Genomic DNA, 26017 nt, shown 5'->3' on the forward strand with positions numbered 1-26017 from the left:
AGACTGTATGCTGCTGGACCCCGCTAGCGGTTGGTGTGAAGGCGTGTGCCATTGCCCGTCGCCCAACTTCAATGAGCGCCCTGATGGCGAAATCTCCTTGCTGGTTATCCACAACATCAGCTTGCCGCCCGGCCAGTTTGCCACCGGAAAGGTCCAGGCGTTTTTTCAGAATCACCTGAATGCCACAGAGCATCCATTCTTTGAAAGCATCAAAGAATTGAAAGTCAGTGCGCACTTTCTGATAGAGCGGGATGGCAAGATCACACAGTTTGTTTCATGCCTTGATCGCGCATGGCATGCAGGTGTTTCAAGCTTTGGCGGTCGTGAGGCTTGCAACGATTTTTCGCTGGGAATCGAACTTGAAGGCACCGATGAGTTACCGTTCACCGAGGCGCAATACGACGCGTTGGTCGATTTGACCTTGCAACTGCAAGGGGCTTACCCCGCCATTACCGTGCAGCGGATATGTGGCCACAGCGACGTGGCCCCCAGGCGTAAAACAGACCCGGGCCCTGCGTTTGATTGGCAGCGTTATCGCGGTGCGTTGCAGCACACAGGAGAGATGCAATGAGTTTTGTGGTGTTACTGCTGGCGATTGTGATCGAAAAGTTTTCAAGTTTGCGCCAGCGTTTTCAGCGTGATCGGGGCTGGCTGCGAGAATTGCACACCCTGGAAGCCAGCCCGAAGTTCGCGACCCGTCCCTGGTTGGTATTAGCCATTCTGATTCTATGCCCAGTGGTCGTTCTGGCCTTGTTGCTGTGGGTGCTTGAACCTGTGGCGTATGGGCTGTTGGCGCTGCCCGTGCATGTGTTGGTGGTGATCTACAGCTTGGGCAGAGGCGATATAAAGGCCGGGCTAGGACCTTTTCGAGATGCCTTGCGCCGCGGTGACTTGCAGGCGGGCGCTCATGTTGCGGAGCGTGACATCGGTATCACTGCTGAAAATGGCGAGCAATTAATGGCTCAAGTTCAAAGCCATTTGCTATGGCAGTCGTATCAGGGTTTTTTTGCGGTGATTTTTTGGTACTTCCTGCTGGGGCCGGTGGCGGCCTTGAGCTATCGCTTGCTGGCGCTGGCTGCTGAGCAAGGCAAAACCCCGGCTTTGGTTGAGCGCGCGCAGCAACTTCGCCATGCTTTTGACTGGGTGCCGGTGCGGTTGCTGGCGGCAAGTTTTGCGTTGGTGGGCAATTTTGCGGCGGTGGGCCGAGTGATGTTGCATGAGTTGTTGAACTGGGACATTAGCGCAGAGCAGTTGATCAACAAGGCCGGTTGTGCGGCGGCAGAAATCGCGGCACCGCAGTCGGGGCCCGAGGGTATTTCGAGTCTGGACGCGCTGTGGGCTTTGCTGCTGCGCGCAGCGTTGTTGTGGTATGCCGGTTTTGCGGTGTGGACGTTGTTGCTCTAAACGTCAAACGCCCCTCACCCTAACCCTCTCCCGGGGGGAGAGGGGACTGACCGAGTGGAGTTTCAAGATCACCTTCATTTAGCTCCCTCTCCCTTTGGGAGAGGGTTGGGGTGAGGGTTCCAGTTAAACACCTCACACGCATTCAACGTCGTCACCTCAGCCAACTGCTCTTCACTGATACCCATCACCTGCGCCAGCGCCTGGCAGATGGCCGGTAGATGCTGCGGGCTGTTGCGCTGGTTGGCAAACATGGCAGGCGCCATATCCGGAGCGTCCGTCTCCAGCACAATGGCACTCAATGGTAAATCAGCAATTACCCTGCGCATCCGTAAAGCCTGCGGCCATGTCGCGGCACCGCCCAAGCCCAATTTAAACCCCAGCTTTATATACTCGCGCGCCTCTTCCCGACTGCCCGCAAACGCATGAACAATCCCGCCGCGTCTAAGCCGAACGCGTTTGAGTGTCGCAATCACCTGCGCATGGCTGCGCCGAACATGCAGCAAGGCAGGCAGGTCGAAATCCGCCGCCAATTGCAACTGCGCTTCAAATAACTGTTGCTGACCCTCTCGGTCGAGTTCGGGAAGAAAGTAATCCAGGCCAATTTCACCCACGGCACACACCTGTGGATGCCCGGCCAGTCTACTCAGCCATTCGCCCAGTGCAGTGACATGCTCGGCCCGGTGCTGATTGAGGTACACCGGGTGCAAGCCAAATGCGGCAAACAAACAAGGGTCTGTTTGCACCAAGTCCCAAAGCCGCTGCCAATGACCTTGATAGACCCCCAACACCACCATTTGCTCGACACCCAATGCCCGACTGCGGCTCAGCACCTGATCGCGATCAGCATCGAAGTCCGGAAAGTCGAGATGAGTGTGGGTGTCGATCAAATGCATGTTCAGGCCTGATGAATGCGCTGTTTGAACACGCGGGAAATGGCATGGATGCCGGGTTCATAACGCTGATCTTCAATGGCCGCCAAGGCAAGGTCCAGCGCCTTTTCAGCAATCATTTGATGTTGCTGGCCCATGGCATTGACGGGCAAAGGCAGAAAGTCCAGCAACTGAGTGTCACCAAAGGTGGCCAGACGTAACGGCGGTGTATGTTCTGGATGCTCCAGCAATGCATCGAACATGCCTTGCAGCAACACGTACGAAGTAGTCACCAGCGCTTCGGGAAAATGCCCGAGACGCTCCAGCAACTCGTCGATAATGCGTCGGCCACACTCCCGGCTAAAGGCGCTGCCGTGCTCGATCAGAATGTCGCCGTCAAAGTGCTCCAGGGCTTTTTTGAACCCCGAGGCCCGCGCCTGACTGACGCTCAGCTCAGGGCGAGCGCCGATCAACGCGATTTGTCGCGGTATAGGGTGCAATAGGCTGCGGGTCAATTGCAGACTGGCCTCACAGTCATCGCTGATCACCGAGCAAAAGCGCGCCGGGTCCAGCGTCCGGTCAATAGCAATAATCGGCATGCCCAGCGCTTGAAGGGTGCTGTAACTGTCATCTTCGGCGGGCAAGCAACTGGCGACGAACAGGGCATCGCAACGACGGGCACGAAACAGTTTGAGCAACTGGCGCTCGCTGTCGGGTGCATCATCGGAGCTGGCGATCAGTAGCTGATAGCCACGGGCACGGGCGCCTTTTTCCAATTGCTTGGCAATACGCGCATAACTTGGGTTTTCAAGGTCGGGAAGGATAAACCCCAATGTGCGTGTGTGCCGGCTACGCAACCCGGCCGCTTGCGGGTTGGGGGTGAAGCCATGCTCTTCAACCACCGCTCGCACGCGTTCGACCGTGGCACTGCTGATGCGTTGCTGCTCGGCCTTGCCGTTGATGACGTAGCTGGCCGTGGTGACGGATACACCTGCCAGTTGAGCTATATCACTGAGCTTCACGCCGAAAATTCCTTATTTTTTGTAGTACATATCAACATTTTCACCAATCCTACCCGATTGTGGCAGTCGATCATCGTCTGCCTTGTATGCACCGTCTTTTTTGTGTCAGCGCGAACGCAGGTCCGAACAATGCGACAGGTTAGGCTTCAAGCGCGGGCAATTATGCAGTAACGTGCCGTGCATTAAGGGTTAAACGTTTCAGCAGGCGTGTTTAATAGGTTTTCCCACCAGCGATGTGCTTGCCACACATCGGCCCATGCGCTCTGGTGCTAACGACCTAAGCTGACCTCATTCAAAACAATACCTGGCGCCACAGAGTGCCGGAAAAGGAGTACGCATGCTCGAACTCACCATAGAGCAGATTTCCATGGGCCAAACGGCTGTGGATAAGTCTGCGGCGCTGCAATTACTCGCTGATAAGCTGGTCGCCGATGGGTTGGTGGCTGAAGGTTATCTTCAAGGCTTGCAAGCGCGTGAGGCTCAAGGTTCGACCTTTTTGGGCCAAGGTATTGCCATCCCCCATGGCACTCCGGACACCCGTGAGCTGGTGTATGCCACGGGCGTGCGTTTGTTGCAGTTTCCTGAGGGCGTGGATTGGGGCGATGGTCAAATCGTCTATCTGGCGATTGGCATTGCCGCTAAGTCCGACGAGCATTTGCGGTTGTTGCAATTGCTCACCCGTGCGCTTGGCGAGACCGATTTGGGCCAGGCATTGCGCCGTGCCAGCACGCCAGAAGCCTTACTCAAGCTGCTTCAGGGCGCCCCGCAGGAATTGGCGCTGGACGCGCAGATGATTGGCCTGGGGGTGTCGGCGGATGACTTCGAAGAACTGGTGTGGCGCGGCGCACGCTTGCTGCGACAGGCCGACTGCGTCAGCAATGGCTTTGCCGCCGTGTTGCAACAAGTTGAGGCCCTGCCGCTGGGCGATGGTCTTTGGTGGCTGCACAGCGAGCAAACCGTCAAGCGTCCGGGGCTGGCATTCGTGACCCCGGACAAGCCGATCCGGTATTTGGGCCAGCCCTTGAGCGGGTTGTTTTGTCTGGCCAGTCTGGGCGAGGCGCATCAAGCCCTGCTCGAACGTTTATGTGCGCTGCTGATTGAAGGCCGGGGCCACGAACTGGGCCGCGCCACCAGCCGACGTGCAGTGCTCGAGGTCTTGGGCGGCGAGTTGCCGGTAGACTGGCCGAGCGCCCGTATTACGCTGCCCAATGCCCACGGCTTGCATGCGCGCCCGGCAAAGATTCTTGCGCAACTGGCCAAAAGTTTTGACGGCGACATCCGCGTGCGGGTGGTCGATGGTCAGGACTCGGCGGTGTCTGCCAAAAGCCTGAGCAAACTTCTGAGCCTGGGTGCCCGTCGCGGGCAGGTACTGGAATTTGTGGCTGAACCGAGTGTGGCCGACGATGCGCTGCCAGCGATCCTGGCTGCCATTGAAGAAGGCCTGGGCGAAGAAGTAGAGCCGCTGCCCATCGAAACTGAAGCGCCGCCTGTGGTGGCCGACATTGCCACAGTGCTCACGGCTCCGGCCGCTGGCAGCGTGATTCAAGCCATCGCGGCGGCCCCCGGTATTGCCGTCGGCCCGGCGCATATTCAAGTCCTGCCAATACTCGATTACCCGCTGCGGGGCGAGTCGTCTGTGGTTGAGCGCGAGCGCCTGCAAAAAGCCTTGGCGGATGTGCGGCAGGACATTGACGGGCTGATTCAACGCAGCCAGTCCAAGGCCATTCGCGAGATTTTCATTACTCACCAGGAAATGCTCGACGACCCGGAGCTCACCGACGAAGTCGACAGTCGCCTCAAGCAAGGCGAAAGCGCGGAAGCCGCCTGGATGTCGGTTATTGAAGCGGCCGCGGTCAAGCAAGAGTCATTGAAGGATGCGCTGTTAGCCGAGCGCGCCGCCGATTTGCGCGATATCGGTCGTCGTGTGCTGGCGCAGTTGTGTGGTATCGAAACCCCTGAAGAACCCGCTCAGCCGTATGTGCTGGTGATGGACGAAGTAGGCCCCTCGGACGTGGCGCGCCTTGATCCGGCACGGGTTGCAGGGATTTTGACCGCCCGTGGCGGCGCGACCGCGCACAGTGCCATTGTGGCGCGTGCACTGGGCATTCCGGCGTTGGTCGGGGCGGGCGACAGCGTATTGCTGATAGCACCCGGCACCTCGCTGCTGATTGACGGGCAACGCGGCCGCTTGCATGTGGCCCCGAATGCTGATGCCTTGCAGCAGGCCACGCAGGAACGCGACAGTCGCGAGCAACGTTTACTGGCCGCCGCCGAGCGCCGTCATGAACCTGCCATCACCCAGGATGGGCATGCGGTTGAAGTGTTTGCCAATATCGGTGAGAGCAAAGGTGTTGCCATCGCGGTGGAGCAGGGCGCGGAAGGCATTGGCCTGCTGCGCACCGAGCTGATTTTCATGGCCCACTCCCAAGCGCCCGACGAAGCCACGCAGGAAGCCGAATATCGACGCGTACTGGATGGACTTGAAGGCCGTCCTTTGGTCGTGCGTACGCTGGATGTGGGCGGTGACAAACCGTTGCCCTACTGGCCCATCGAGAAAGAAGAAAACCCGTTTTTGGGCGTGCGTGGCATTCGTCTGACCCTGCAACGTCCGCAAATGATGGAAAGCCAGTTGCGTGCCCTGTTGCGCTCTGCGGATAACCGTCCGCTGCGCATCATGTTCCCGATGGTGGGTAGCGTTGCCGAGTGGCGCGCCGCGAGGGACATGACCGAGCGCCTGCGTCTGGAAATTCCGGTTGCTGATTTGCAGTTGGGCATCATGATCGAAGTGCCCTCGGCGGCCTTGCTGGCGCCAGTATTGGCCAAGGAAGTCGACTTCTTCAGCGTCGGCACTAACGATTTGACCCAGTACACCTTGGCCATCGACCGGGGGCATCCGACCCTGTCGGCTCAGGCGGATGGTCTGCATCCCGCGGTGCTGCAACTGATCGACATCACCGTCCGTGCGGCCCACGCCCATGGCAAGTGGGTGGGTGTATGCGGCGAACTGGCGGCCGACCCTCTGGCGGTGCCGGTATTGGTGGGGCTTGGCGTTGATGAGTTGAGCGTATCGGCGCGCAGCATTCCTGAAGTCAAGGCGCGGGTGCGTGAGTTGTCTATGGATCGTCTTAAAACCCTGGCCGCTGACGCATTGAGCGTGGGCAGCCCGGATGAAGTCCGTGCCTTGGTGGAAGCGCTCTAATGGCCAGAATACTGTGTGTCACCCTTAACCCGGCATTGGACGTGACCGTGCGCGTGCCGCAATTGGTGCCCGGCGAGGTCAACCGCAGCCAACCTTTGGTCACCCATGCCGCCGGTAAAGGCGTGAATGTGGCCCAAGTGCTGGCTGATTTAGGCCACAGCATCACCGTCAGTGGTTTTTTGGGTGAACAGAATCCGCACGCGTTTGAAGCACTGTTTGCCCACCGAGGATTTGCCGATGCGTTTATCCGCGTACCGGGTGAAACCCGCAGCAACATCAAACTGGCCGAAGACGATGGCCGCGTCACCGACCTTAACGGGCCTGGCCCGCTGGTCAGTGAGCTGGCTCAGCAAGCTTTGCTCGACACACTTGATCAGATTGCCAGCACGCACGACGCGGTCGTAGTCGCAGGCAGCCTGCCGCGCGGTGTCAGTGCGCAGTGGTTTCGAGCGTTATTGCTGCGCCTTAAAGCGATGGGCTTGAAAGTGGTATTGGACAGCAGCGGCGAGGCGTTGAACGAAGGCTTGAGTGCCGGTCCTTGGCTGGTCAAGCCCAATACCGAAGAACTGGGCGACGCGCTGGCCTGTGCAGTGGACAGTCTGGCCGACCAAGTAGGCGCCGCGACTCAATTGCTCGCTCAGGGTATTGAGCATGTAGTGATTTCTGACGGTGCGCAGGGTGTTAACTGGTTCAGCCGCCATGTGGCCTTGCACGCCGTGCCGCCCAAGGTTCGCGTGGCCAGCACGGTTGGCGCGGGTGATTCGCTATTGGCGGGCATGCTGCATGGCTTGATCAGTGGCCACAGCCCCGAGCAGACCTTGCGCACCGCCACCGCCATTGCGGCGATGGCGGTCACCCAGATTGGATTTGGAATCAGCGATGCGGTGCAGTTAGCGATGCTCGAAAGCCGCGTAAGCGTGCGCCACCTGACAAAAGAATAAGAGGAATGTCCATGAAATTAGCCATAGTGACGGGCTGCCCCAACGGCATGGTGACCAGTGTGCTGTGTGCTCGCTTGCTGGATGCAGCGGCGCAGCGTCAGGGCTGGAGCACCAGCGTCGAAGTGCATGATCCCAAGCACCCTGAGCGTCAATTGACGAAAGCGACACTCGACGAGGCCGAATGGGTGCTGGTGGTGAGCAGCACGCCATTGGACATGCAGCGGTTTATCGGCAAGCGAGTGTTTCAGTGCGCACCGGCGCAGGCACTGCAAGATGTAGAAGCCGTGTTGCAGCGTGGTGTCAAAGAGGCCGAAGTGTACGTCGCGCCTGCGCAGGCTGTTGAGACAGAAAAACCGCAGCACGCGCCTAAAATTGTGGCCGTAACGGCGTGCCCGACGGGTGTTGCGCACACCTTCATGGCCGCTGAAGCTTTGCAACAGGCTGCTAAACGCTTGGGTTACGACTTGCAGGTCGAAACCCAAGGCTCCGTAGGGGCCCGCAATCCATTGAGCGAGCAGGCTATCCGCGACGCCGATGTGGTGCTGTTGGCCGCCGATATTGAAGTGCCTACAGAGCGTTTCGCCGGTAAGAAGATTTACCGTTGTGGTACGGGCATTGCGCTGAAGCAGGCTGAAGCAACACTCAACAAAGCGTTGAGCGAAGGTCAACTCGAGCGTGCTGCTGCGGGCGGTGGAGCCCCGGCCAAGCAAGAGAAAACCGGCGTCTACAAACACCTGCTGACGGGTGTGTCGTTCATGTTGCCGATGGTGGTGGCGGGCGGATTGTTGATTGCCTTGTCTTTTGTGTTCGGCATCGAGGCTTACAAAGAACCGGGTACGTTGGCGGCGGCGCTGATGCAAATCGGCGGTGATGCCGCGTTCAAACTGATGGTGCCGTTGCTGGCGGGTTATATCGCTTATTCGATTGCCGACCGTCCGGGTCTGGCACCGGGGATGATTGGCGGCTTGCTGGCGAGCACCCTGGGTGCCGGATTTATCGGCGGGATCATTGCCGGTTTTATCGCCGGTTATTGCGCCAAAGCGATCAATCGCTATGCGAAGTTGCCGCAGAGTCTTGAGGCGCTCAAACCGATTTTGATCATCCCTTTATTAGCCAGCCTGTTCACCGGGTTGGTGATGATCTACGTGGTGGGCAAGCCTGTGGCCGGCATGCTGGAAGGTTTGACCCACTTCCTGGACAGCATGGGCACCACGAACGCGATTCTGCTGGGTGTACTGCTGGGCGGCATGATGTGTGTGGACCTTGGCGGGCCGATCAACAAGGCGGCGTATGCGTTTTCGGTAGGGTTGCTGGCGTCGCAAAGTTACGCGCCGATGGCGGCCACGATGGCGGCGGGCATGGTGCCGCCGATCGGGTTGGGGATTGCGACGTTCATAGCGCGCCGCAAGTTTGCCCAAACCGAGCGCGAGGCGGGCAAGGCTGCCCTGGTGCTGGGGTTGTGCTTTATTTCTGAGGGGGCTATCCCCTTTGCCGCCAAAGATCCGCTGCGGGTGATTCCCGCGAGTATTTTGGGCGGGGCGTTGACGGGCGCGTTGTCGATGTATTTCGGCTGCAAACTGATGGCGCCGCATGGTGGTTTGTTTGTGCTGTTGATTCCGAACGCGATTAACCATGCGTTGTTGTATTTGCTGGCGATTGTAGCGGGCAGTGTAGTGACGGCGTTGGTGTATGCGGTGATCAAACGGCCGGAACCGGTTGAAATGGCGCTGGAAACGGCGAAGGCGTGATACCGCTGACCCTCACCCCAACCCTCTCCCAAAGGGAGAGGGGGCTGATTTGTGGTGTTTGGTCTGTCTGCTTTTGCCTTTAATCCCCCTCTCGGCGGGAGAAGGCTTGAGTGATGGCGTTGCGAAAATCTGCTTTTGCCTTTAATCCCCTCTCCCTCTGGGAGAGGGTTAGGGTGAGGGGCTTTTGATTTTTCGGTGCGCTGTACGCCATATTTCTTGCAATACACCTTCGGTTTCCACCAATACCTGCCGGTTATCAAACCGCAGCACTTCAATTCCCAAGTTATTCAAATACTCGCTTCGACGCCGGTCATAACTGCGCTGCTCAGGCGTGAAGTGCTGACTGCCATCCAGCTCAACAGCCAATTGCAGTTCAAGGCAGTAAAAGTCCAGTACATAAGGCGGGCAGGGATGTTGGCGTCTGAACTTCAAATCCAGTACTTGCCGGGCACGCAGTTTTTGCCATATCAGTCGTTCACACTCGGTTTGATGAGTGCGTAATTGGCGGGCGAATTGATGGAGGGTTGGCATGCTTCACGTCCTTGTGAAGGTGGGGTGTCTGCTTGAGTGTAGTTGCGGGCTGCCCTCACCCCAACCCTCTCCCTCCGGGAGAGGGTTAGGGAGACTCAATACACATCCCGACGATAACGGCCTTGCTCAATCAACACCTGCACCCTTTCAGCACCGAGTATCTCGATCAATACCTGATCCACACCCGTCGCCATGCCTTGCAGGCTGCCGCAGATATAAATGGCGGCGCCTTCAGCGACCCAGCGTTTGACCTCTTCACCCGCCTCACGCAGCCGATCCTGAACATAAATCTTGGTTGCCTGATCCCGCGAAAACGCCAGATCCAGCCGTTCAAGATCACCGCTGGCCAACCATCCCTCTAATTCTTCGCGGCAATAATAATCATGCGCCGCATTGCGCTCGCCAAACACTAGCCAGTTGCGCTGCTCACCCTCAGCGATGCGTGCCTTGAGCAAACTGCGTAAACCCGCCAAACCCGTGCCATTACCCAGCAAAATCAATGGGCACGGTTCGCCCGGAAGATGAAAGCCACTGTTGCGGCGCAGGCGCAGGCTGATGCTCGATCCTATCTCGGCATGCTCGGTCAGCCAGCCTGAACCCAAGCCCACACTGCCATCGGCATGTCGCTCCTGACGCACGAGCAGTTGCAACAGACCGTCCTGGGGGATGGATGCGATGGAATACTCACGCATCGTCAGCGGGATCAGCGCATCGACCAGCGCCTGGGCATGCATGCCCACCAGATGGCCGCGATTTTCAGGCAGCTGGCGACTGGCAAGGGCTTGCGCGAGTGTTTCGTTAAGACCATCAAGGCGAACGTGCGTGTCGCTCGCCAAACCCAAACCCTCCAGAAAATGCTCAACCGCCCAGCTCGACTGTCTTGGCATGACTTCAACCAGATCACCGGCTTGCCACGTATAGCGGGCATCGGGTGCTCGCAGCCCTAGCAAGTAAACGCCCGATCCACTGCTGTCAGGGTTGAGTAAAAGGCGTTGCTCAAGCACCCAGTTGTCATACGCCGCAACCGGCCATTGACCTGTGGGCGCAACACCTGTGAGTTGCCCCAATTGCTGTTGCCAGTGCTGGAGCGCTTGCGCATCGCCGCTGTCGACCTGAACGGGAGTGAACAACGATTGCGCGCCACGCTCGCTCAGCCATTGGGTCATACGAGTCGCAAAGCCACAGAAGTGCGGGTATTGGCGGTCGCCCAGCGCCAGCACGGAATACTTGAGCGTTTCCAGCCCCAGCGGCTGGCCGAGGATTTTGCGTTCAAAGCCGCGTGCGCTGTCCGGCGCTTCGCCGTCACCAAAGGTGCTGACCACAAATAGCGCATGACTCGCGTGTTGCAGGTCGTGCGGGCTGACCGAACTCAGCGGTTCGACCCGCACCGGCAAACCGGCTGCTTGTAATTGCCCGGCAGTCTGCCACGCCAGTTGTTCTGCAAAGCCGCTTTGGCTGGCGAAACCGATCAGCCATGAAGGCGTATCGCTGTTAGCCGCCCCAACGCCCTGACGTGCCTGCTTGATTTGGCGCTTCTTGCGTCGACGGTCCAGGTACAGCAGCCAGCCGGTAATAAAGAACAACGGCATGGTCAGGCTGGCAACAGTGACCAGAATACGTCCGGGCAAACCCCAGTAGCTGCCGGTGTGCAGGGCGTAAATACTGGTGAGCAATTGCGCGTTGTACGTCTTGTCGTCATAGCGCTCTACCTTCTTGATCACCCCTGTGGCCGGGTCGAGCACGATCTGATTGAAGGCGCGCGGGTGGGGCGAAGTTTTCAAGAGATAGAAGACAGTCGCAGGCTGACCGGCCACGGGCGGCATACGGACGTTGTACAGGCTCAAGTCGGGGCCGGCGGCTTTCTGGATGCTGGCCCACATCGCGTCATAGTCGGCGACCGGCGCCGGGCCCGCTGGCGCGCCCTGACCGCGCGGGCCACGACCGCCTCCTTGGCGTTGTTCACCGCTGGGCGCGTCTGACAGCAGTTTTTGCAGGCCCTTGTTGTACCATTCGTACGACCATGACAGGCCAGTCAAGGCTGCCAACAAGTAAAAGACCATGCACCACGTGCCCGCCACTGCGTGCAAGTCCCAGTTGAAACTGCGACCTTTCTTGGCCCAGTCCAGTGTTAACCAGGCGCGCCAGTTCAAGGGCTTGCGTGGCCAGCGCAGGTACAGCCCCGACAGACAGAAGAACACCAGCATCAAGGTGCAGGCGCCTGTGATCTGGCGACCCGTCTGGCCAATGGCCAAAAAGCGGTGCAGCTGCAACATCAGGTCAAAAAAGCCTTGCCCGGTGGCGCTGCCCTGATAGTTGCCGGTGTACGGGTCGACGTAACGCAGCTCGCCGCGGCGCTGCCCCGGAGGCGGGGTGAGGAAGATCCGCGCAACGCTGTCACTGTCCACACCGACCCACAGCATGGAGACGGGTTTGCCTTCAATGGCTTCGACTTTGCGCACCAGTTCGGCAGGGGGCAAGACGCCGCTGTCGCGTTTTTCGACCTTAAGCACCGAAGGATTGAGCAGGTTCAGCAACTCGTCCTGAAACGATACGGTGGCGCCGGTAATGCCCATCAGGGCCAGAATCAACCCTGCGGTTATCCCGAAAAACCAGTGCAACTGAAACAGGATGTTCTTAAACACGACGACCGCCTTGCTCGCTCAATGGGTGGGGCTTTCACACAAAAGCCCCGGCCATTGAATGGGCGGGGCTTGTTCAGCGCTAAACCGGTTTAGAAGTGGACGCTGGTGGTCAACAAGGCTGTACGGCCCGCCGCCTGATTGGCGAAGTGGGTCGAGAACGCTTTGTCGTAGTAGGTCTTGTCTGTCAGGTTTTGCACGTTCAGTTGCAGGTCGATATTTTTGGTCAGCTTGTAGCTGGCCATGGCATCGAAGCGGGTGTAAGCCGGTACATACGTGGAGTTAGCCACGTTACCAAACACTTCATCCACGTAGAACGCACCGCCGCCGACGGTCAGCTTTGGCGTGATGGCATACGTTGTCCACAGGCTGGCGCTGTTTTTCGGCGTGTTAGGCAGTTGGTTGCCATCGGTGGCCTTGTTCAACGGGCCGCCATCTTTCTGTTTGCCGTCCAGGTAGGTGTAACCGGCGAACACTTGCCATTTGTCGGTGATCTTCCCGGAAGCCGACAGTTCAACACCGTCTACACGGGTTTTACCGGCGTTTTCGTAAGTGTCAGCGTCGGTCTGAACGCGGGTGTTTTCTTTCTCGGTGCGGAAAATAGCAGCCGTCAGAGACAGGCGGTCATTGAACACATCCCACTTGGTGCCGATTTCGTAGTTGGTGGTTTCTTCCGGCTCCAAGTCGCTGGACAGCAGGTTGCCGGCGCGATCTGGTGTGCCCGGCAATGCATTGCCTTCCATGCCTTCACCGAGCATCGAGCCCGGCGGTGTTGCCGAGGTGGCGTACGACACATAGATGCTGCCGTTAGGGCGCACTTTCCACACCAGACCCAGTTGGCCGGAGAAGAAGTCGCTGGTGTCATCGCCTTTATACGTGGTGGCGCCATCAGCGGTGTACGACTTGTACTTGGTTTCAAAGTGGTCGTAACGCAGGCCCATGTTCAGCAGCCACTCAGGCGTCAGTTCCAGTGTGTCCATCGCGTAAATGGCGCGTGTGGTGCTGGACGTGTCGGTGCCTGCGTAGTTGCGAGATATTGCGCCGTTCCAGGGATCATTCGGGTTCGGGTTGCCCAGCGAGGTGCAGTTAAAGCCACTTGGCGAGCCTATCAAGGACGGATTACAGGTCGAAGCAGACGACCCGTTGGTGTTGGTGTCGACGTTATAAGACGACTTGCTGCTGGTCTCACGGCTCAGTTCGATACCGGTCGAGTAGCTGTTTTTAAAGCCGGCGATGTACACGTCACCAAACAGATCCGTCTGGTTGGTGGTGGTGGCCGTGTTGCTGACGCGCGTGTTGGCCCGGCGCCATACGCTGCCGTTGTTCACGTTGCCTTTACTGTCATCCGGCTGGGTCAGGATGTAATCCTGCATGCTGTTGCCGTGGCGCAAGGTGTTCTTGATGTGCAGGTCTTCGGTGAAGTCGTGCTCAAACGCTAAGGTCGTGATATCGGTGCGGGTTTTACGGAAATCGCGGTCTTTCAGGCCGTAGAAATTGCTGCTGTCGCCGCCGTTATTCGGGCGGTCGGGGCTGGCGGCGGTGTGGGTTTTACCGACCGAGTAACCATAAGGAATGCCCGAGTCCGGCAGGTCGTTGCTTTCCATGTGGTAGTAATCAATGTTGACGCGGGTATCAGTGCCCAGGCCGAACGCCAGTGAGGGGGCGATACCCCAACGGTCGTAGTTGACGCTGTCACGACCGGCCACATTGCTTTCGTGGCTCATCAGGTTCAACCGACCTGCAACGGTGTCACTGAACTGGTAGTTGCCGTCCAGCGTGTAGCGTTGGGTCTGGTCAGAACCCCAGGTGTAACCGCCATCAAAGGAGTTACCCAAGTGGGCCTTTTTGCTGACCATGTTGATCGTGCCGCCCGCTGCGCCACGACCGCCGAAGGCCGAGTTCGGGCCCTTGGCGACTTCAATGGATTCAACCGCGAAAATTTCGCGGCTCTGCGCGCCCGTATCACGTACGCCATCGAGGTAGGTGTCGCCTTGGGCGTCAAAGCCACGGATGAACGGACGGTCGCCTTGTGGGTTGCCGCCTTCGCCTGCACCGAACGTCACGCCGGGCACAGTGCGCAACGCATCTTGCAAGGAGGTCGCTGCGGTATCTTTTATCAGCTGCTGCGGGATGATGGTGATCGAGCGTGGGGTATCGATCAGGGGGGCGGTGTACTTGGGCGAGTCGGCTTTTTCGATCTGGTAAGACTGTTCAGTCTGCTCGCCCGAAACCGTGGTCGCGCCAAGGGAAAGGGTATTGCCCTGCGCCTTGCTGTCAGTGCTTTCAGCGGCTTGAGCCATGTGCGCAGCCGAGGTCGCAGTAATCGCTACACCAATGGCCGAAGCCAGTAAACGCGGTGAGCTGACAGGTATTTTTATAAGTTGGCGCGACATGTGAAGATCCCTTCCCCCAGAATTTGAGCCGCGAAATATAGTGCAAACAATTACTCCTATCAATTGAGAGCAATTACTATTAGCGCTAAATTTACAATCTTTACAATTTGGCTTTACGGTTTTTTCACACTCGTTCGTCTATGTAGCCCTTAACAGGGTTTTACACAATCAATAAGAATCAATACCATTGCCATCTCTTTGCTATCAGGTATTGCACCATGCTGCTGCACATTCCCGGCTTGTTCTCCCGTGAAGAAGTACAGCGCATTCGCGAGGCGTTGGAGCAGACGGAGTGGGCTGACGGCAAGATCACCGCTGGCTTCCAGTCGGCCAAGGCCAAGCACAATCTGCAACTGCCTGAAGGCCATCCACTCGCCAAGGAAATCGGCGCGGCGATGATTGATCGGCTATGGCAGAACCCGCAGTTCATGTCGGCAGCCTTGCCGCATAAAGTGTTCCCGCCTCTGGTCAATTGCTACACCGGCGGCGGCAGCTTCGACTTCCATATCGACAATGCTGTGCGTCAGCCCAAAGGCAGCCCGGAGCGTGTACGCACGGATTTGTCGGCCACCCTGTTTTTCAGCAACCCCGAAGACTATGACGGCGGCGAGCTGGTGATTCAGGACACTTACGGTGTGCAGCAGGTCAAGTTACCGGCCGGGGATATGGTGCTGTACCCCGGCACCAGTTTGCACAAGGTCAATGCTGTGACTCGGGGCGCCCGCTTTGCATCGTTTTTCTGGACCCAAAGTCTGGTGCGTGAAGACAGCCAGCGCACGCTGTTGTACGAGATGGACGGTGCGATTCAGCAACTGACCCGCGACGTGCCGGATCACCCTTCGCTCATCCAGCTTACCGGCACCTATCACAACCTGTTGCGTCGCTGGGTCGAGGTCTAAGTCATGAGTTTTCAACTGCGTCGCGAAGAACAGCTGGATGGTCAGCAACTGACGGCCATGCTGGCTGACAACCCGGCGCGGGCTGCGCAGGCGATTTTGCTGGCAGCCAAACAAGGTATCGTCGATGGTCAAGCGTTGCTGGGCCAGATTTTACTCGACGGGCAGGGCATCGCCTGCGACCCAGTACTGGCCAGGCGCTGGTTCCAGATTGCAGCCAACGGTGGTCATTTAATGGCCCGCAACATGTTGGGCCGTTGCTGGGAGCATGGCTGGGGCGGGCCAGTGGACTGCACTAAAGCCAGCCATGAGTATCGGTTGGCGGCCGAAGCCGGGCTGGACTGGGCGCTCTACAACTTTGCCAATTTGCTGGCCACTGGGCGAGGGGTGGAGCAGGACGTTGCTGGAGCACTCAAGCTGTATCGAGTGGCAGCGGAGGCGGGGCACGCCAAGTCGATGAATCTTGTAGGTCGCTACTTGGAAGAGGGCGTGCATTGCCAGATAGATAAGGCAGCCGCCTGCGAGTGGTACAAGCGCTCGGCCGAAGGTGGGGATTTTAGGGGGCAGTTTAGTTATGCCTCAGTGCTGTTGGAAAATGGCCAACTGGAGAGTGCGCTTGTCTGGTATCGCCAAGCCCTTGAAAACGGCAATTTGAATTTTCTGCGCGTGGCTTATCCGGCTTTGCTGACCAGCCGAAATGCCGCGATCCAGGCCGTGTGTGTTGACTATAAACAGCGCCTGGATGAGTTGGCACTTCTGGCGAGTCAATGATTAATTGATGTCGTTGCTGTAACAGTTACTTACTCTTCTTTTAAAGGCGCTTGTAAAGGCCTTATTTCTTGTCTGATAACGTGCGCATCCTACGTGCACAGTATGTTTTTTCACATTGAGCAAATTGATATTGAAACTATCCTTTTGAAAGGGAAGTTAATAAGTATCAAGGAGCACGAAGTGAATACTTTAAGGGTAGAAGGTGATGCGGAGAGTATCGAGAGTTTAAGTGTGCGAGAGGCGGCGAGTTATATGCCGGAGCAGTATTTAAAAGTCATGTCGGGTGCCACGCCATCGGGGGTTGATAAAAAGGAATTAGGCTTCTTGATTCGTCGAGGTGATATTGCCAATACGCGCCAGTATGTGCGTCATGTGCAAATATTACCGACCCGTTTAGAGGATGTCCGAAAGCGGTTGAACTATGAGTCTATCGGGGTTCCAGAGCTGGAGCCTGAAAGTATCATGAAGATGCACGTCAACATCGTTGCCCATGCTAATACGTGGTCAGCGCTGGAGGGTGGAACAAAAGAATTGGCGAGGCAGTTAGAAAAGTTCTCAGCTGAATTTTTACTGTTCGGCAATGCCTTGCTTGATCTCATTAAAGAGGTGGAATTGGGTCGGCGTTTAACCGGTACGCTCGAAGATCTCACTGATCAGGAAAACCAGAAGCTGAGCCAAATGTTGCTAAATACCACGGAAAAAACGGTGGTTGCCGGGTTGAAGCGGTACTTGGATATGTTGCAGGAACGCACCCAAAAATTTATCAAGGAAGTCAGTCACGTTGAAAAGCTCGCCAGCGTGTTTGAAGTCACGTTAACCGACAATTTGATACCGACCCTTCAGATAAAACTTTCGGCCTACAAGTACTCTGGAAAGCAGGGCGAACGTGATGATTGGGTGGATCAGATAGAAGAACTCGATGATCAAATAGAACTTTTGAGTGCCACCTACAAAAAACTGGTGGGTCTCGCTTTTTCCGGAATGGTGGCGGGCCCTTTGGGGCTCATCATCACGGGTGGAGTGTTTGGCGATAAAGCAGAAAAATGCCGCAAACAGAAAAACGAGCTTATTGAGCAACGCAAATTAGTAAGAGAGAAAGTGAGGGAGGTAGACCGTATCTCCGATTTACTGGACGGGTTGCAGCAGCAGTTTGTTGATTTGCAAGGGCGTATGTTCTCTGCCGAAGTGGGCGCTAAACAGCTGTCACAAGTGTGGGCTTATATTGCCCGTTATCTGGATGAGGCGAGCGATGAACTCGATCAGGTGGATAATATGGCCGAACTGCACTTGTTTGCGCTTAACTTGTCCTTGGTGATTAATCCGTGGCGCAGCATAAAGAACTATTCAATTCAAATTTCCAATGCCTTTAATGAACTGATTAAGCCGTAACTTGATAAGGAGTCTTTACGTGAATGGAATCACCGCTTTGAATCTCTATCCGTCATTGAATATGACTGCTGTCAAGACTGCTGCGCACCTGTTTAATCAGGTGGTGGCCAGTGATTACTATGCGTTTATTCCAGGTTTGCAAGAGCGTGTCGTTGCGGCGAGTGCAATGATGAACACTCATGGCCGTGCCTTGGTAGTCGAAGTCATGAAGCTGGAAGTCAAGATTTCCAATTCGGGCATTGGAGACATTGCAACGCAATGCCGCGAAATCAGTGAATCAGCTTCTCTGGCCGACGCAGTGAAGAATAAAGGCATGGAGAGTCTGGTTACGCTTAGCAAGAAGCGACTGGTGAATGTGATCATAAAAGCTGACGCAACTCGATTGGCAGTGTTTGCATTAAAGCAGGAGTTTGAAGGGTTAAACCTTGAACATTATGCGAGCGAGTTGGTGGACTATGATGAGAACCGTTTAAAGGTACTGCGCGCCCGCGAGGCTTCCTTACAGGCGCAACGCGAAAAATTATTGGGCGACCTGCAGGCGCTTAAAGCGGCAGATGCAGTCTTGGGGACTGATTTTTGGTTAGAGCAAGCCAAAACACTACTGCCCACCGCTGAAGAAGTTGAGTTGTTGGTGTCGATTGCAATGGTCCCCAAAATCGACGCTCAGATTATCGAGCTGGCTCTAAAGCGTTTAAGCCAATATGTGGACTTGTTCTCAGAGGTGGCCAAGCGCTCGTCTCTCGCGCAGGCGATTATGAATGTTACGGGTAAAGTAACTGACAATTCGCGTGAACGATTAGATAACCAGGAAAAAATTCAGGTGTTGCAGGCTCGAAAAGAAAGGGTTGAGGCTTATGATCGTTTGCTCGAAGCCAAGAGCCAGTGGGTGGGGCAAATCGGCAACGTATTAGAGTGTGTAGAAATATTTTTGAGAGAGTGTCAGCTATTTCAGAATACAGAAGCGTTCGAACCGCTTCGGTTACACGATCATTTAGCAAACTTTGAGAAGTTGCTCAGACAGGTGCGCGTGTAAAGGTGCAAGGCTATAGCCGAATGAACGGTTATGAATATTGCGCCCATGTGTTGCTTAACATGGGCGCAATGATCAATCACTGCTTATAAATAGAACGATTTCAACGGTGGGAAGCCATTGAATTCAACCGCGCTGTAGCTGGTGGTGTAAGCACCGGTCGACAGCCAGTACAAGCGGTCGCCAATAGCAAGGTTCAGCGGCAGGCCGTATTTGTAGTTTTCATACATGATGTCGGCGCTGTCGCAGGTTGGACCCGCGATGACGACTTCTTCCATCTCGCCTTTCTTTTCAGTCCAGATCGGGAACTTGATGGCTTCGTCCATCGTTTCGATCAGGCCCGAGAATTTGCCCACGTCCGTGTACACCCAGCGTTCAACGGCGGTGCGCGATTTACGCGCGACCAGTACCACTTCACTGACCAGAATGCCGGCGTTGGCAATCAGCGAGCGACCCGGTTCCAGAATGATTTCTGGCAGGTCATCGCCGAAGTCATCTTTAAGGAAGCGAATGATTTCTTCAGCATAGGTTTCCAGGCTGTTGGTGCGGGTGATGTAGTTGGCCGGGAAGCCGCCGCCCATGTTGATCAGCTTGAGGACGATGCCGTCTTCTTCTTTCAGGCGTTCGAAGATCACTTTGACCTTGGCGATGGCTGCATCCCACACGCCGATGTCGCGTTGCTGCGACCCCACATGGAAGGAAATGCCGTAAGGCACAAGACCCAGCTCACGGGCCAGAATCAGCAAGTCCATGGCCATGTCGGTCTGGCAGCCGAACTTGCGCGACAGGGGCCAGTCTGCCGTGGTGGAGCCTTCGGTGAGAATGCGCACATAAATCTTCGAACCCGGTGCAGCCTTGGCAATGTTGCGCAAGTCAGCTTCGGAATCGGTGGAGAACAGACGCACACCTTTCTCGTAGAAATAGCGGATGTCTTTGGATTTCTTGATGGTGTTGCCGTAACTGATGCGATCCGGGCTGACGCCACGGTCCATCACTTTATCCAGCTCATAGATCGACGCGATGTCGAAGCTCGACCCCTTGTCGCGCAGCAGGTCAATAATTTCGACGGCCGGGTTGGCCTTAACTGCGTAGTACACCTTGGCGAATTCGAAGCCTGCGCGCAGGTCATCGTAAGCCTTGCTGATCATGGCGGTATCGATCACCACGAACGGCGTTTCCTGGGTGTCAGCGAAGGCCTTCATTTTGTTGAAGGTATCGCGCGCGTAATAGTCTTCGACCTGAATCGACATGCTGGAGAACTCCTGTGGCAAACGTCATCAATAAATGGGTGCAGCTGAACATCCTCCGTATCCCCACTTTGGTTCGCCTACTTCCCAAGGCATGTCCGCCGAAAGCAAATAAGGTAAATGAACCTTGCTGTCTCGTCGTCAGTACTTGAGCCGGATGGATCGTTTCCAGCATGGATGTTCGGCGCGAACTGTAGGGCGTGACCGCGTTGAGATCAACAAAAAATGTCGCGTTTTTACACGGCTTTGTCGTGGGGTAAAAGACGGCCCTTTATGTAACCGACTGTGATGACAGCGCAGAGTTCACGCAGCAGAAAATCAAAAGCCCCTCACCCCAACCCTCTCCCTGAGGGAGAGGGGGCTGAGGAGTGGTGGGGCCAAGATCAGCTTTTGCCTTCAGTCTTCTCTCCCGTTGGGAGAGGAACTGATTTGTGATGGGGCGCAAATACGCTTTTGCCTTTAGTCCCCTCTCCCTCAGGGAGAGGGTTAGGGTGAGGGTGACATTCGATCAGGCCATCGCTGTTTCAGCGGGCGACACAATACTGCTCTTGGCCCCACGCGAGCGACCGGAACTCAGGTATGCCGCAATCGACTCTTGCGTCACTTCACCCTGGAACACGCGCTCTGGGTCCATCACCGGTAACCACGAACGATTGAACTCGTACATGCGCGACAGGAGGATGCGTAAGTGCTCTTCCGACGCAGCGGTCGCGGTGAACTCCCGCAGGAACTGGCCACAGGTGCCGCTCTGACGGTGTAAGTCGCGTCGACGTACATAGCCGAGTGCCTTGTTGTCGCCATCGGTGACCACGACATAACGGCGGTCCAGTTCGTCCATCAATTCCAGCGCTTCTGCGACCGGTGTTTCCGGGCTCACCGACGGTGCGTTATCGGCCGCATCTTCGGCCTTGACCAGCAACAGACGCTTGAGCGTGCTGTCCTGACCTACAAAGTTGCTGACAAACTCATCCGCCGGATGCGCCAGTAAGGTGTCCGGGTGATCCATCTGCAACAGCTTGCCGCCACGGAAGATGGCGATTTTGTCGCCCAGCTTGATCGCTTCGTCGATGTCATGGCTGACCATGATCACCGTCTTGTTCAGCGCCCGCTGCATTTCGAAAAATTCGTTCTGGATCATTTCCCGGTTGATTGGATCGACTGCACCAAACGGCTCATCCATCAAGAGCAGCGGGGCGTCAGCGGCCAATGCGCGAATCACGCCGATACGCTGCTGCTGGCCACCGGACAATTCACGCGGGTAGCGATGCAAGTACTGCTTGGGCTCCAGCTTGATCATGCTCATCAGCTCGCGAGCGCGCTCATGGCACTTTTGCTTGTCCCAGCCCAGCAGGCGCGGAACTACGGTGATGTTTTCTTCGATGGTCATGTTCGGAAACAGCCCGATCTGCTGGATCACATAACCGATATTGCGACGCAGAGTGACCGGGTCGAGGTCGGTGGTGTCTTCACCGTTGATCAAAATCTTGCCGGAGGTCGGCTTGATCAGGCGGTTGATCATTTTCAGCGTGGTGCTCTTACCGCAACCCGAAGGCCCAAGGAACACGCAGATTTCGCCTTCGTTCACGGTCAGGCTTACCGAGTCCACGGCCTTTACATCTTTGCCGTTGCTTTGGAATGTTTTGCTGAGGTTTTGAAGTTCGATCATTTGAGCAGTCCTTTTGGAGTCAGCGAGCGTTGCAGCCATTGCAGAAACAGGTCAGCGATGATGGCCAGAACACTGACCAACACGGCGCCGACGATCAGCATCGACATGTCGCTACGGCTGATTGCAGCAAGAATAAGTACACCCAGGCCACCGGCGCCGATGGTGGCGGCAATGGTCATGACACCGATGTTCATGACCACGGCGGTACGCACCCCGGCCAGAATCACCGGCACGGCGATGGGCAGTTCAACCATGCGCAGGCGCTGGCTGAAGGTCATGCCGATGCCGCGAGCGGCTTCGCGAATACCTGGTTCCACGCCGGTGAGGGCCAGAAAGGTGTTGCGCATGATCGGCAGCAGTGAATACAGGAACACCGCGGTAATGGCTGGCATAGGGCCAAGGCCTTGGCCGAACTTGGAGTAGAACGGCAGCAGCAGGCCAAACAGGGCAATCGACGGGATGGTCAGCAGCACCGTGGCACTGGCTTGCAGTGGGCCGGCGAGTGACGGGAAGCGTGTCATCAAGACACCCAGGGGCACACCGATCAGGATTGCCAAAAAGACGGCGATGCCCACCAAGGTGATGTGTTGCAACGTTAGATGCAGAACCAGTGACCAGTCCATATGGGAAAAGGCGTTTAAAAATTCCATGTCTTCTCCTCGGTTCAGTTCAGTGGGTGCTGGCGCAGAAAGTCTGCGGCAACTTCGGATGGGCTTTCGTGATTGACGTCGACCCGGGCGTTCAGTTGACGCATGGTTTCATCGTCAAACAGATCGGCCAGTGGCTTGAGCAGGTCCGCGAGGTCCGGGTGTTGATCCAGATATGCTTTACGCACAACTGGAGCGGCCGTGTAGTCCGGGAAGTAATGTTTGTCATCCTCCAGCAGCTTGAGGTTGAAAGCGCTGAGTCGACCGTCTGTGGTGTAGACAAGACCTGCAAACACTTGGCCATTTTTCAGGGCGGTGTACACCAGCCCGGCGTCCATCTGGCGCATGTTGCGCCGCGTCAGGTCCATGTCGTAGAGCTTGACCATGCCTAGCAAACCGTCAGAGCGGTTAGCAAACTCGGTGTCCAGCGCCACCAGTGCATCCTTGTTTTGCGGATCGGCCATGGCCTTGGTCAGGTCGCTGATGCTGTTGATGTCCGGGTGTTCCTCGGCCACTTTCTGCGGCAAGGCCAGCGCGAAAGTGTTGCTGAACTTGGAGGGGTGCAACCAGACCAGGCCCACTTTGGCATCAAGTTCTTTGACTCGGTCGTAGGATTGCTGGCTGTCGAGTTTGTCGGTCACATGGTTGTAAGCCACCAGTGAGACGCCGGTGTACTCCCAGATCAGGTCCAGTTGCCCGGATTCCTGCGCTGAACGCGCCAGACTACTGCCCAGACCGCCCGTCACTTTAGCGTTGTAACCCTTGCTGTTGAGGTATTGCGCAGTGATTTCCGCGAGCAGGGTTTGCTCGGTAAACACGCGCGCGCCAATACGAATCAAGGGTTTCTCTGCGGCCTGGACAATGCCTGCGCACAGCAGAACGCAGCCCAGTAAAAAGCTAATTTTTTTCATGCTTATTCCTTTGCTCAGCCAGACCTTAAGCAGGTCGTAGACCGCGTTCCAACCAGCGACGGCTGATGAGAATCACCAGGCCATCGAGCAGCAATGCCAGCAGCGCGGTACACGCGGCGCCAAGGATCAGTTGCGGCTGATTGTTGAGGGCAATGCCAGGGAAAATCAGGCTGCCCAGACTGTTGGCGCCGATCAGGAACGCCAGCGGTGCAGTACCGACGTTGATCGCCAGTGCCACGCGTACACCGCCCATGATGATGGGCACGGCGTTGGGCATTTCGACCCGCCAGAGCACTTGGCGCGGGGTCATGCCGATGCCGACGGCGGCTTCTTTGAGCGAACCCTGGACGTTTTTCAGGCCTTCATAGGTGTTGCGCACAATGGGCAGCAACGAAGCGAGAAACAGGGCGAAGATGGCCGGACCGCTGCCGATCCCCAGAAAACCCAGTGCAATGGCCAATACGGCCAGCGGCGGGACGGTGTTACCGATATTGAAAACCTGCATGAAGCGCTCGGCACGGGCGGCCATGCTGGGTCTGCTGAGAAAAATCCCGGCGGGTATCCCTACAAGGAGGGCGGCAAACATTGAAGCGAGTACGAGGTACAGATGGGCTTGCAGATAGAACAACAGATCATCTTGATAGTGTTCGATAGTGCTGATGCCGATCCAGTGGACCAACAGGGCCAGAAGCGCGACAACAATCGCAGCTCCTATAAGCCCTTTACCATAGCGATTAGCCACAGGCGGACTCCTTTTTTTTTAGTCTGCGGACACAATGTCGTGTGGCAACGCCATTCCTGGCTGCCGACAATGTGTTCGCGAAAAGCAACAGGCGGTGGCGAAAAAACGCCCTCGTCACCTGTCATTAGCGCAGCCTCGTCAGGCTAACTTGCTGATATATCAGCCCCTGACGGTTTTTCGTATCAGGAGAGTGGACGCCTCCACTGCCTAAAAGGTTCACATTTTTTACGGCACAATGCCACCCTTGTCCGACGAGCAAGGGCACCAACGGTGGCTGCACACGCTGTATTTGAGCTATAATCCGCGCCCTTTTTTGAATCAATCGTCAGGCGATTTCCCATGACCCACCAGGCCGCCGAAGTCGCGAAACGCCGCACTTTCGCCATCATTTCCCACCCCGATGCGGGTAAGACCACCATCACCGAAAAACTCTTGTTGATGGGTAAGGCGATTGCTGTCGCCGGTACGGTGAAATCGCGAAAGTCCGACCGCCATGCCACCTCCGACTGGATGGAAATGGAGAAACAACGGGGTATTTCGATTACCACGTCGGTCATGCAGTTCCCGTATCGCGACCACATGATCAACCTGCTCGACACCCCGGGCCACGAAGATTTCTCTGAAGATACGTACCGTACGTTGACGGCCGTTGACTCGGCGTTGATGGTACTCGACGGTGGTAAAGGCGTTGAGCCACGCACCATCGCCCTGATGGACGTATGTCGTCTGCGTGACACGCCCATCGTCAGCTTCATCAACAAACTCGACCGCGATATTCGTGACCCTATCGAGTTGCTTGATGAGATCGAAGCCGTCCTCAAAATCAAGGCCGCGCCAATCACCTGGCCAATTGGTTGCTATCGCGACTTCAAGGGTGTGTACCACCTAGCTGACGACTACATCATCGTTTACACCGCTGGTCATGGTCATGAGCGCACCGAAACCAAGATCATCGAGAAGCTCGATTCTGACGAAGCCCGCGCCCACTTGGGTGACGAATACCAGCGCTTCGTCGATCAGCTGGAACTGGTTCAAGGCGCCTGCCATGAATTCAATCAGCAGGAATTCCTCGACGGCCAACTGACGCCGGTGTTCTTCGGTACAGCGTTGGGCAACTTCGGGGTCGATCACGTACTCGATGCGGTGGTCAACTGGGCCCCTGAGCCGCTGCCGCGTGTGGCTAACGAGCGCACGGTTGAACCCACTGAAGAGAAATTCAGCGGCTTCGTGTTCAAGATTCAGGCGAACATGGACCCTAAACACCGCGACCGCATCGCCTTTATGCGTATTTGCTCGGGCAAGTACGACAAGGGCATGAAAATGCGTCACGTGCGTACCGGCAAAGACATCCGCATTGGCGATGCACTGACGTTCTTCTCCTCCGAGCGTGAACAGCTCGAAGAAGCCTACGCCGGCGACATTATCGGCCTGCACAACCACGGCACCATCCAGATCGGCGACACCTTCACCGAAGGCGAAGTATTGGGTTTCACTGGCATCCCGCACTTTGCTCCGGAACTGTTCCGTCGCGTGCGTCTGCGTGACCCGCTCAAATCCAAGCAACTGCGTCAGGGCTTGCAGCAACTGGCCGAAGAGGGCGCCACTCAGGTGTTCTTCCCGGAGCGCAGCAACGACATCATTTTGGGTGCCGTCGGTGTGCTGCAATTTGACGTGGTCGCTAGCCGCCTGAAGGGCGAATACAAAGTTGAATGCTCCTACGAGCCGATCACTGTGTACTCGGCGCGCTGGATTGACTGCGACGATAAGAAGAAGCTGGAAGAGTTCAAAATCAAGGCGGTGGAAAACCTTGCGATTGACGGCGGTGGTCACCTGACCTACCTGGCCCCAACCCGCGTTAACCTCGCCTTGATGGAAGAGCGCTGGCCTGATGTGAAATTCCGCGCCACGCGTGAGCATCACTAAGGCTTAGGCCTTGTTTAAAAAAGCGAAGCGCTTTGAGCTTCGCTTTTTT

The 26017-nt window shown here is 56.6% G+C and carries 20 protein-coding genes; 10 read left to right on the forward strand and 10 right to left on the reverse strand.

Annotated elements, in window-relative coordinates:
- Nucleotides 1–7 precede the first annotated feature (7 nt).
- Both ampD and ampE read left to right on the forward strand, forming a co-directional pair.
- Complete coding sequence (gene ampD / locus ACI7MX_RS11015; RefSeq protein ID WP_405586827.1) at nucleotides 8–571, forward strand: 1,6-anhydro-N-acetylmuramyl-L-alanine amidase AmpD; 564 nt, start codon at nucleotides 8–10, stop codon at nucleotides 569–571.
- On the forward strand, nucleotides 568–1404 hold the full coding sequence (gene ampE / locus ACI7MX_RS11020; RefSeq protein ID WP_405586824.1) for a regulatory signaling modulator protein AmpE: 837 nt from the start codon (nucleotides 568–570) through the stop codon (nucleotides 1402–1404). The genes ampD and ampE overlap by 4 nt, the downstream gene beginning before the upstream one ends.
- A gap of 74 nt (nucleotides 1405–1478) precedes the next feature.
- Here ampE and ACI7MX_RS11025 read toward each other — a convergent pair whose 3' ends face one another.
- Together ACI7MX_RS11025 and cra are read right to left on the reverse strand one after the other, a co-directional pair.
- Nucleotides 1479–2297: a TatD family hydrolase gene (locus ACI7MX_RS11025; protein WP_405586821.1), complete on the reverse strand. Its 819-nt coding sequence runs from the start codon at nucleotides 2295–2297 to the stop codon at nucleotides 1479–1481.
- Nucleotides 2298–2299: 2 nt separating this feature from the next.
- Nucleotides 2300–3295 (reverse strand): catabolite repressor/activator, encoded by a 996-nt coding sequence (gene cra, locus ACI7MX_RS11030; protein WP_405586813.1) that lies wholly within the window; start codon nucleotides 3293–3295, stop codon nucleotides 2300–2302.
- Nucleotides 3296–3632: 337 nt separating this feature from the next.
- Between cra and ptsP the strand changes: the two genes are divergently transcribed.
- Genes ptsP through ACI7MX_RS11045 form a run of 3 tightly spaced genes read left to right on the forward strand, consistent with a single transcriptional unit; the run spans nucleotide 3633 to nucleotide 9183 of the window.
- A complete protein-coding gene (ptsP, locus tag ACI7MX_RS11035; RefSeq protein WP_405586810.1) occupies nucleotides 3633–6494 on the forward strand; it encodes a phosphoenolpyruvate--protein phosphotransferase in 2862 nt (953 codons plus the stop codon).
- On the forward strand, nucleotides 6494–7435 hold the full coding sequence (gene pfkB, locus ACI7MX_RS11040) for a 1-phosphofructokinase (RefSeq protein ID WP_405586808.1): 942 nt from the start codon (nucleotides 6494–6496) through the stop codon (nucleotides 7433–7435). Before ptsP ends, pfkB begins: the two co-directional genes overlap by 1 nt.
- A gap of 11 nt (nucleotides 7436–7446) precedes the next feature.
- Nucleotides 7447–9183 carry a PTS fructose-like transporter subunit IIB gene (locus ACI7MX_RS11045; RefSeq protein ID WP_405586805.1) on the forward strand — a complete coding sequence of 579 codons (1737 nt, stop codon included), beginning with the start codon at nucleotides 7447–7449 and terminating at the stop codon, nucleotides 9181–9183.
- A gap of 168 nt (nucleotides 9184–9351) precedes the next feature.
- Here the strand turns inward: ACI7MX_RS11045 and ACI7MX_RS11050 are convergent, their stop codons facing one another.
- The 3 genes from ACI7MX_RS11050 to ACI7MX_RS11060 form a co-directional block, all read right to left on the reverse strand.
- Nucleotides 9352–9714: an endonuclease domain-containing protein gene (locus tag ACI7MX_RS11050; RefSeq protein ID WP_405586802.1), complete on the reverse strand. Its 363-nt coding sequence runs from the start codon at nucleotides 9712–9714 to the stop codon at nucleotides 9352–9354.
- Nucleotides 9715–9809: 95 nt separating this feature from the next.
- Nucleotides 9810–12356, reverse strand: a complete 2547-nt coding sequence (locus ACI7MX_RS11055) for a PepSY domain-containing protein (protein WP_405586799.1) — start codon at nucleotides 12354–12356, stop codon at nucleotides 9810–9812.
- Nucleotides 12357–12445: 89 nt separating this feature from the next.
- Nucleotides 12446–14746 (reverse strand): TonB-dependent siderophore receptor, encoded by a 2301-nt coding sequence (locus tag ACI7MX_RS11060; RefSeq protein ID WP_314487090.1) that lies wholly within the window; start codon nucleotides 14744–14746, stop codon nucleotides 12446–12448.
- A gap of 218 nt (nucleotides 14747–14964) precedes the next feature.
- Here ACI7MX_RS11060 and ACI7MX_RS11065 point away from each other — a divergent pair, with 218 nt between their 5' ends.
- The 4 genes from ACI7MX_RS11065 (at nucleotide 14965) to ACI7MX_RS11080 (ending at nucleotide 18835) form a co-directional block, all read left to right on the forward strand.
- Nucleotides 14965–15645, forward strand: coding sequence for a Fe2+-dependent dioxygenase (locus tag ACI7MX_RS11065; protein ID WP_122785800.1), 681 nt, complete (start codon nucleotides 14965–14967; stop codon nucleotides 15643–15645).
- 3 nt (nucleotides 15646–15648) lie between these two features.
- Nucleotides 15649–16413 (forward strand): tetratricopeptide repeat protein, encoded by a 765-nt coding sequence (locus ACI7MX_RS11070; RefSeq protein ID WP_314487085.1) that lies wholly within the window; start codon nucleotides 15649–15651, stop codon nucleotides 16411–16413.
- A gap of 102 nt (nucleotides 16414–16515) precedes the next feature.
- The gene (locus ACI7MX_RS11075) at nucleotides 16516–17802 is read left to right on the forward strand and encodes an alpha-xenorhabdolysin family binary toxin subunit A (protein ID WP_314487082.1); all 1287 of its coding nucleotides are present in this window, start codon (nucleotides 16516–16518) and stop codon (nucleotides 17800–17802) included.
- 19 nt (nucleotides 17803–17821) lie between these two features.
- On the forward strand, nucleotides 17822–18835 hold the full coding sequence (locus ACI7MX_RS11080; RefSeq protein WP_314487078.1) for an alpha-xenorhabdolysin family binary toxin subunit B: 1014 nt from the start codon (nucleotides 17822–17824) through the stop codon (nucleotides 18833–18835).
- Nucleotides 18836–18918: 83 nt separating this feature from the next.
- Here ACI7MX_RS11080 and ACI7MX_RS11085 read toward each other — a convergent pair whose 3' ends face one another.
- The 5 genes from ACI7MX_RS11085 to ACI7MX_RS11105 form a co-directional block, all read right to left on the reverse strand.
- Nucleotides 18919–20082, reverse strand: a complete 1164-nt coding sequence (locus ACI7MX_RS11085) for a type III PLP-dependent enzyme (RefSeq protein ID WP_153381394.1) — start codon at nucleotides 20080–20082, stop codon at nucleotides 18919–18921.
- Nucleotides 20083–20587: 505 nt separating this feature from the next.
- A complete protein-coding gene (locus ACI7MX_RS11090) occupies nucleotides 20588–21745 on the reverse strand; it encodes a betaine/proline/choline family ABC transporter ATP-binding protein (RefSeq protein ID WP_405586792.1) in 1158 nt (385 codons plus the stop codon).
- Nucleotides 21742–22395 (reverse strand): ABC transporter permease, encoded by a 654-nt coding sequence (locus tag ACI7MX_RS11095; protein WP_405586789.1) that lies wholly within the window; start codon nucleotides 22393–22395, stop codon nucleotides 21742–21744. The genes ACI7MX_RS11090 and ACI7MX_RS11095 overlap by 4 nt, the downstream gene beginning before the upstream one ends.
- Nucleotides 22396–22409: 14 nt before the next feature.
- Nucleotides 22410–23303 carry a glycine betaine ABC transporter substrate-binding protein gene (locus tag ACI7MX_RS11100; RefSeq protein ID WP_314490701.1) on the reverse strand — a complete coding sequence of 298 codons (894 nt, stop codon included), beginning with the start codon at nucleotides 23301–23303 and terminating at the stop codon, nucleotides 22410–22412.
- Between the two features lie 25 nt (nucleotides 23304–23328).
- Nucleotides 23329–24045 carry an ABC transporter permease gene (locus ACI7MX_RS11105; RefSeq protein ID WP_405586785.1) on the reverse strand — a complete coding sequence of 239 codons (717 nt, stop codon included), beginning with the start codon at nucleotides 24043–24045 and terminating at the stop codon, nucleotides 23329–23331.
- 339 nt (nucleotides 24046–24384) lie between these two features.
- On the opposite strand from ACI7MX_RS11105, the gene ACI7MX_RS11110 reads away from it, so the two are divergent.
- Entirely contained in the window at nucleotides 24385–25968 is a 1584-nt protein-coding gene (locus ACI7MX_RS11110) for a peptide chain release factor 3 (RefSeq protein WP_314490707.1), read from the forward strand.
- The last annotated feature ends 49 nt before the right edge of the window (nucleotides 25969–26017 follow it).

Origin of the sequence: Pseudomonas sp. 2024-210 (assembly GCF_045062345.1) — a bacterium.
GTDB lineage: Bacteria > Pseudomonadota > Gammaproteobacteria > Pseudomonadales > Pseudomonadaceae > Aquipseudomonas.

Excerpts from the sequence above, each read along its gene's own strand:
- ampD (WP_405586827.1), top strand. The coding sequence starts at position 8 with ATGCTGCTGGACCCCGCTAGCGGTTGGTGTGAAGGCGTGTGCCATTGC.
- ampE (WP_405586824.1), top strand. The coding sequence starts at position 568 with ATGAGTTTTGTGGTGTTACTGCTGGCGATTGTGATCGAAAAGTTTTCA.
- ACI7MX_RS11025 (WP_405586821.1), bottom strand. The coding sequence starts at position 2,297 with ATGCATTTGATCGACACCCACACTCATCTCGACTTTCCGGACTTCGAT.
- ptsP (WP_405586810.1), top strand. The coding sequence starts at position 3,633 with ATGCTCGAACTCACCATAGAGCAGATTTCCATGGGCCAAACGGCTGTG.
- pfkB (WP_405586808.1), top strand. The coding sequence starts at position 6,494 with ATGGCCAGAATACTGTGTGTCACCCTTAACCCGGCATTGGACGTGACC.
- ACI7MX_RS11045 (WP_405586805.1), top strand. The coding sequence starts at position 7,447 with ATGAAATTAGCCATAGTGACGGGCTGCCCCAACGGCATGGTGACCAGT.
- ACI7MX_RS11050 (WP_405586802.1), bottom strand. The coding sequence starts at position 9,714 with ATGCCAACCCTCCATCAATTCGCCCGCCAATTACGCACTCATCAAACC.
- ACI7MX_RS11060 (WP_314487090.1), bottom strand. The coding sequence starts at position 14,746 with ATGTCGCGCCAACTTATAAAAATACCTGTCAGCTCACCGCGTTTACTG.
- ACI7MX_RS11065 (WP_122785800.1), top strand. The coding sequence starts at position 14,965 with ATGCTGCTGCACATTCCCGGCTTGTTCTCCCGTGAAGAAGTACAGCGC.
- ACI7MX_RS11070 (WP_314487085.1), top strand. The coding sequence starts at position 15,649 with ATGAGTTTTCAACTGCGTCGCGAAGAACAGCTGGATGGTCAGCAACTG.
- ACI7MX_RS11075 (WP_314487082.1), top strand. The coding sequence starts at position 16,516 with ATGTTTTTTCACATTGAGCAAATTGATATTGAAACTATCCTTTTGAAA.
- ACI7MX_RS11085 (WP_153381394.1), bottom strand. The coding sequence starts at position 20,082 with ATGTCGATTCAGGTCGAAGACTATTACGCGCGCGATACCTTCAACAAA.
- ACI7MX_RS11090 (WP_405586792.1), bottom strand. The coding sequence starts at position 21,745 with ATGATCGAACTTCAAAACCTCAGCAAAACATTCCAAAGCAACGGCAAA.
- ACI7MX_RS11095 (WP_405586789.1), bottom strand. The coding sequence starts at position 22,395 with ATGGAATTTTTAAACGCCTTTTCCCATATGGACTGGTCACTGGTTCTG.
- ACI7MX_RS11100 (WP_314490701.1), bottom strand. The coding sequence starts at position 23,303 with ATGAAAAAAATTAGCTTTTTACTGGGCTGCGTTCTGCTGTGCGCAGGC.
- ACI7MX_RS11110 (WP_314490707.1), top strand. The coding sequence starts at position 24,385 with ATGACCCACCAGGCCGCCGAAGTCGCGAAACGCCGCACTTTCGCCATC.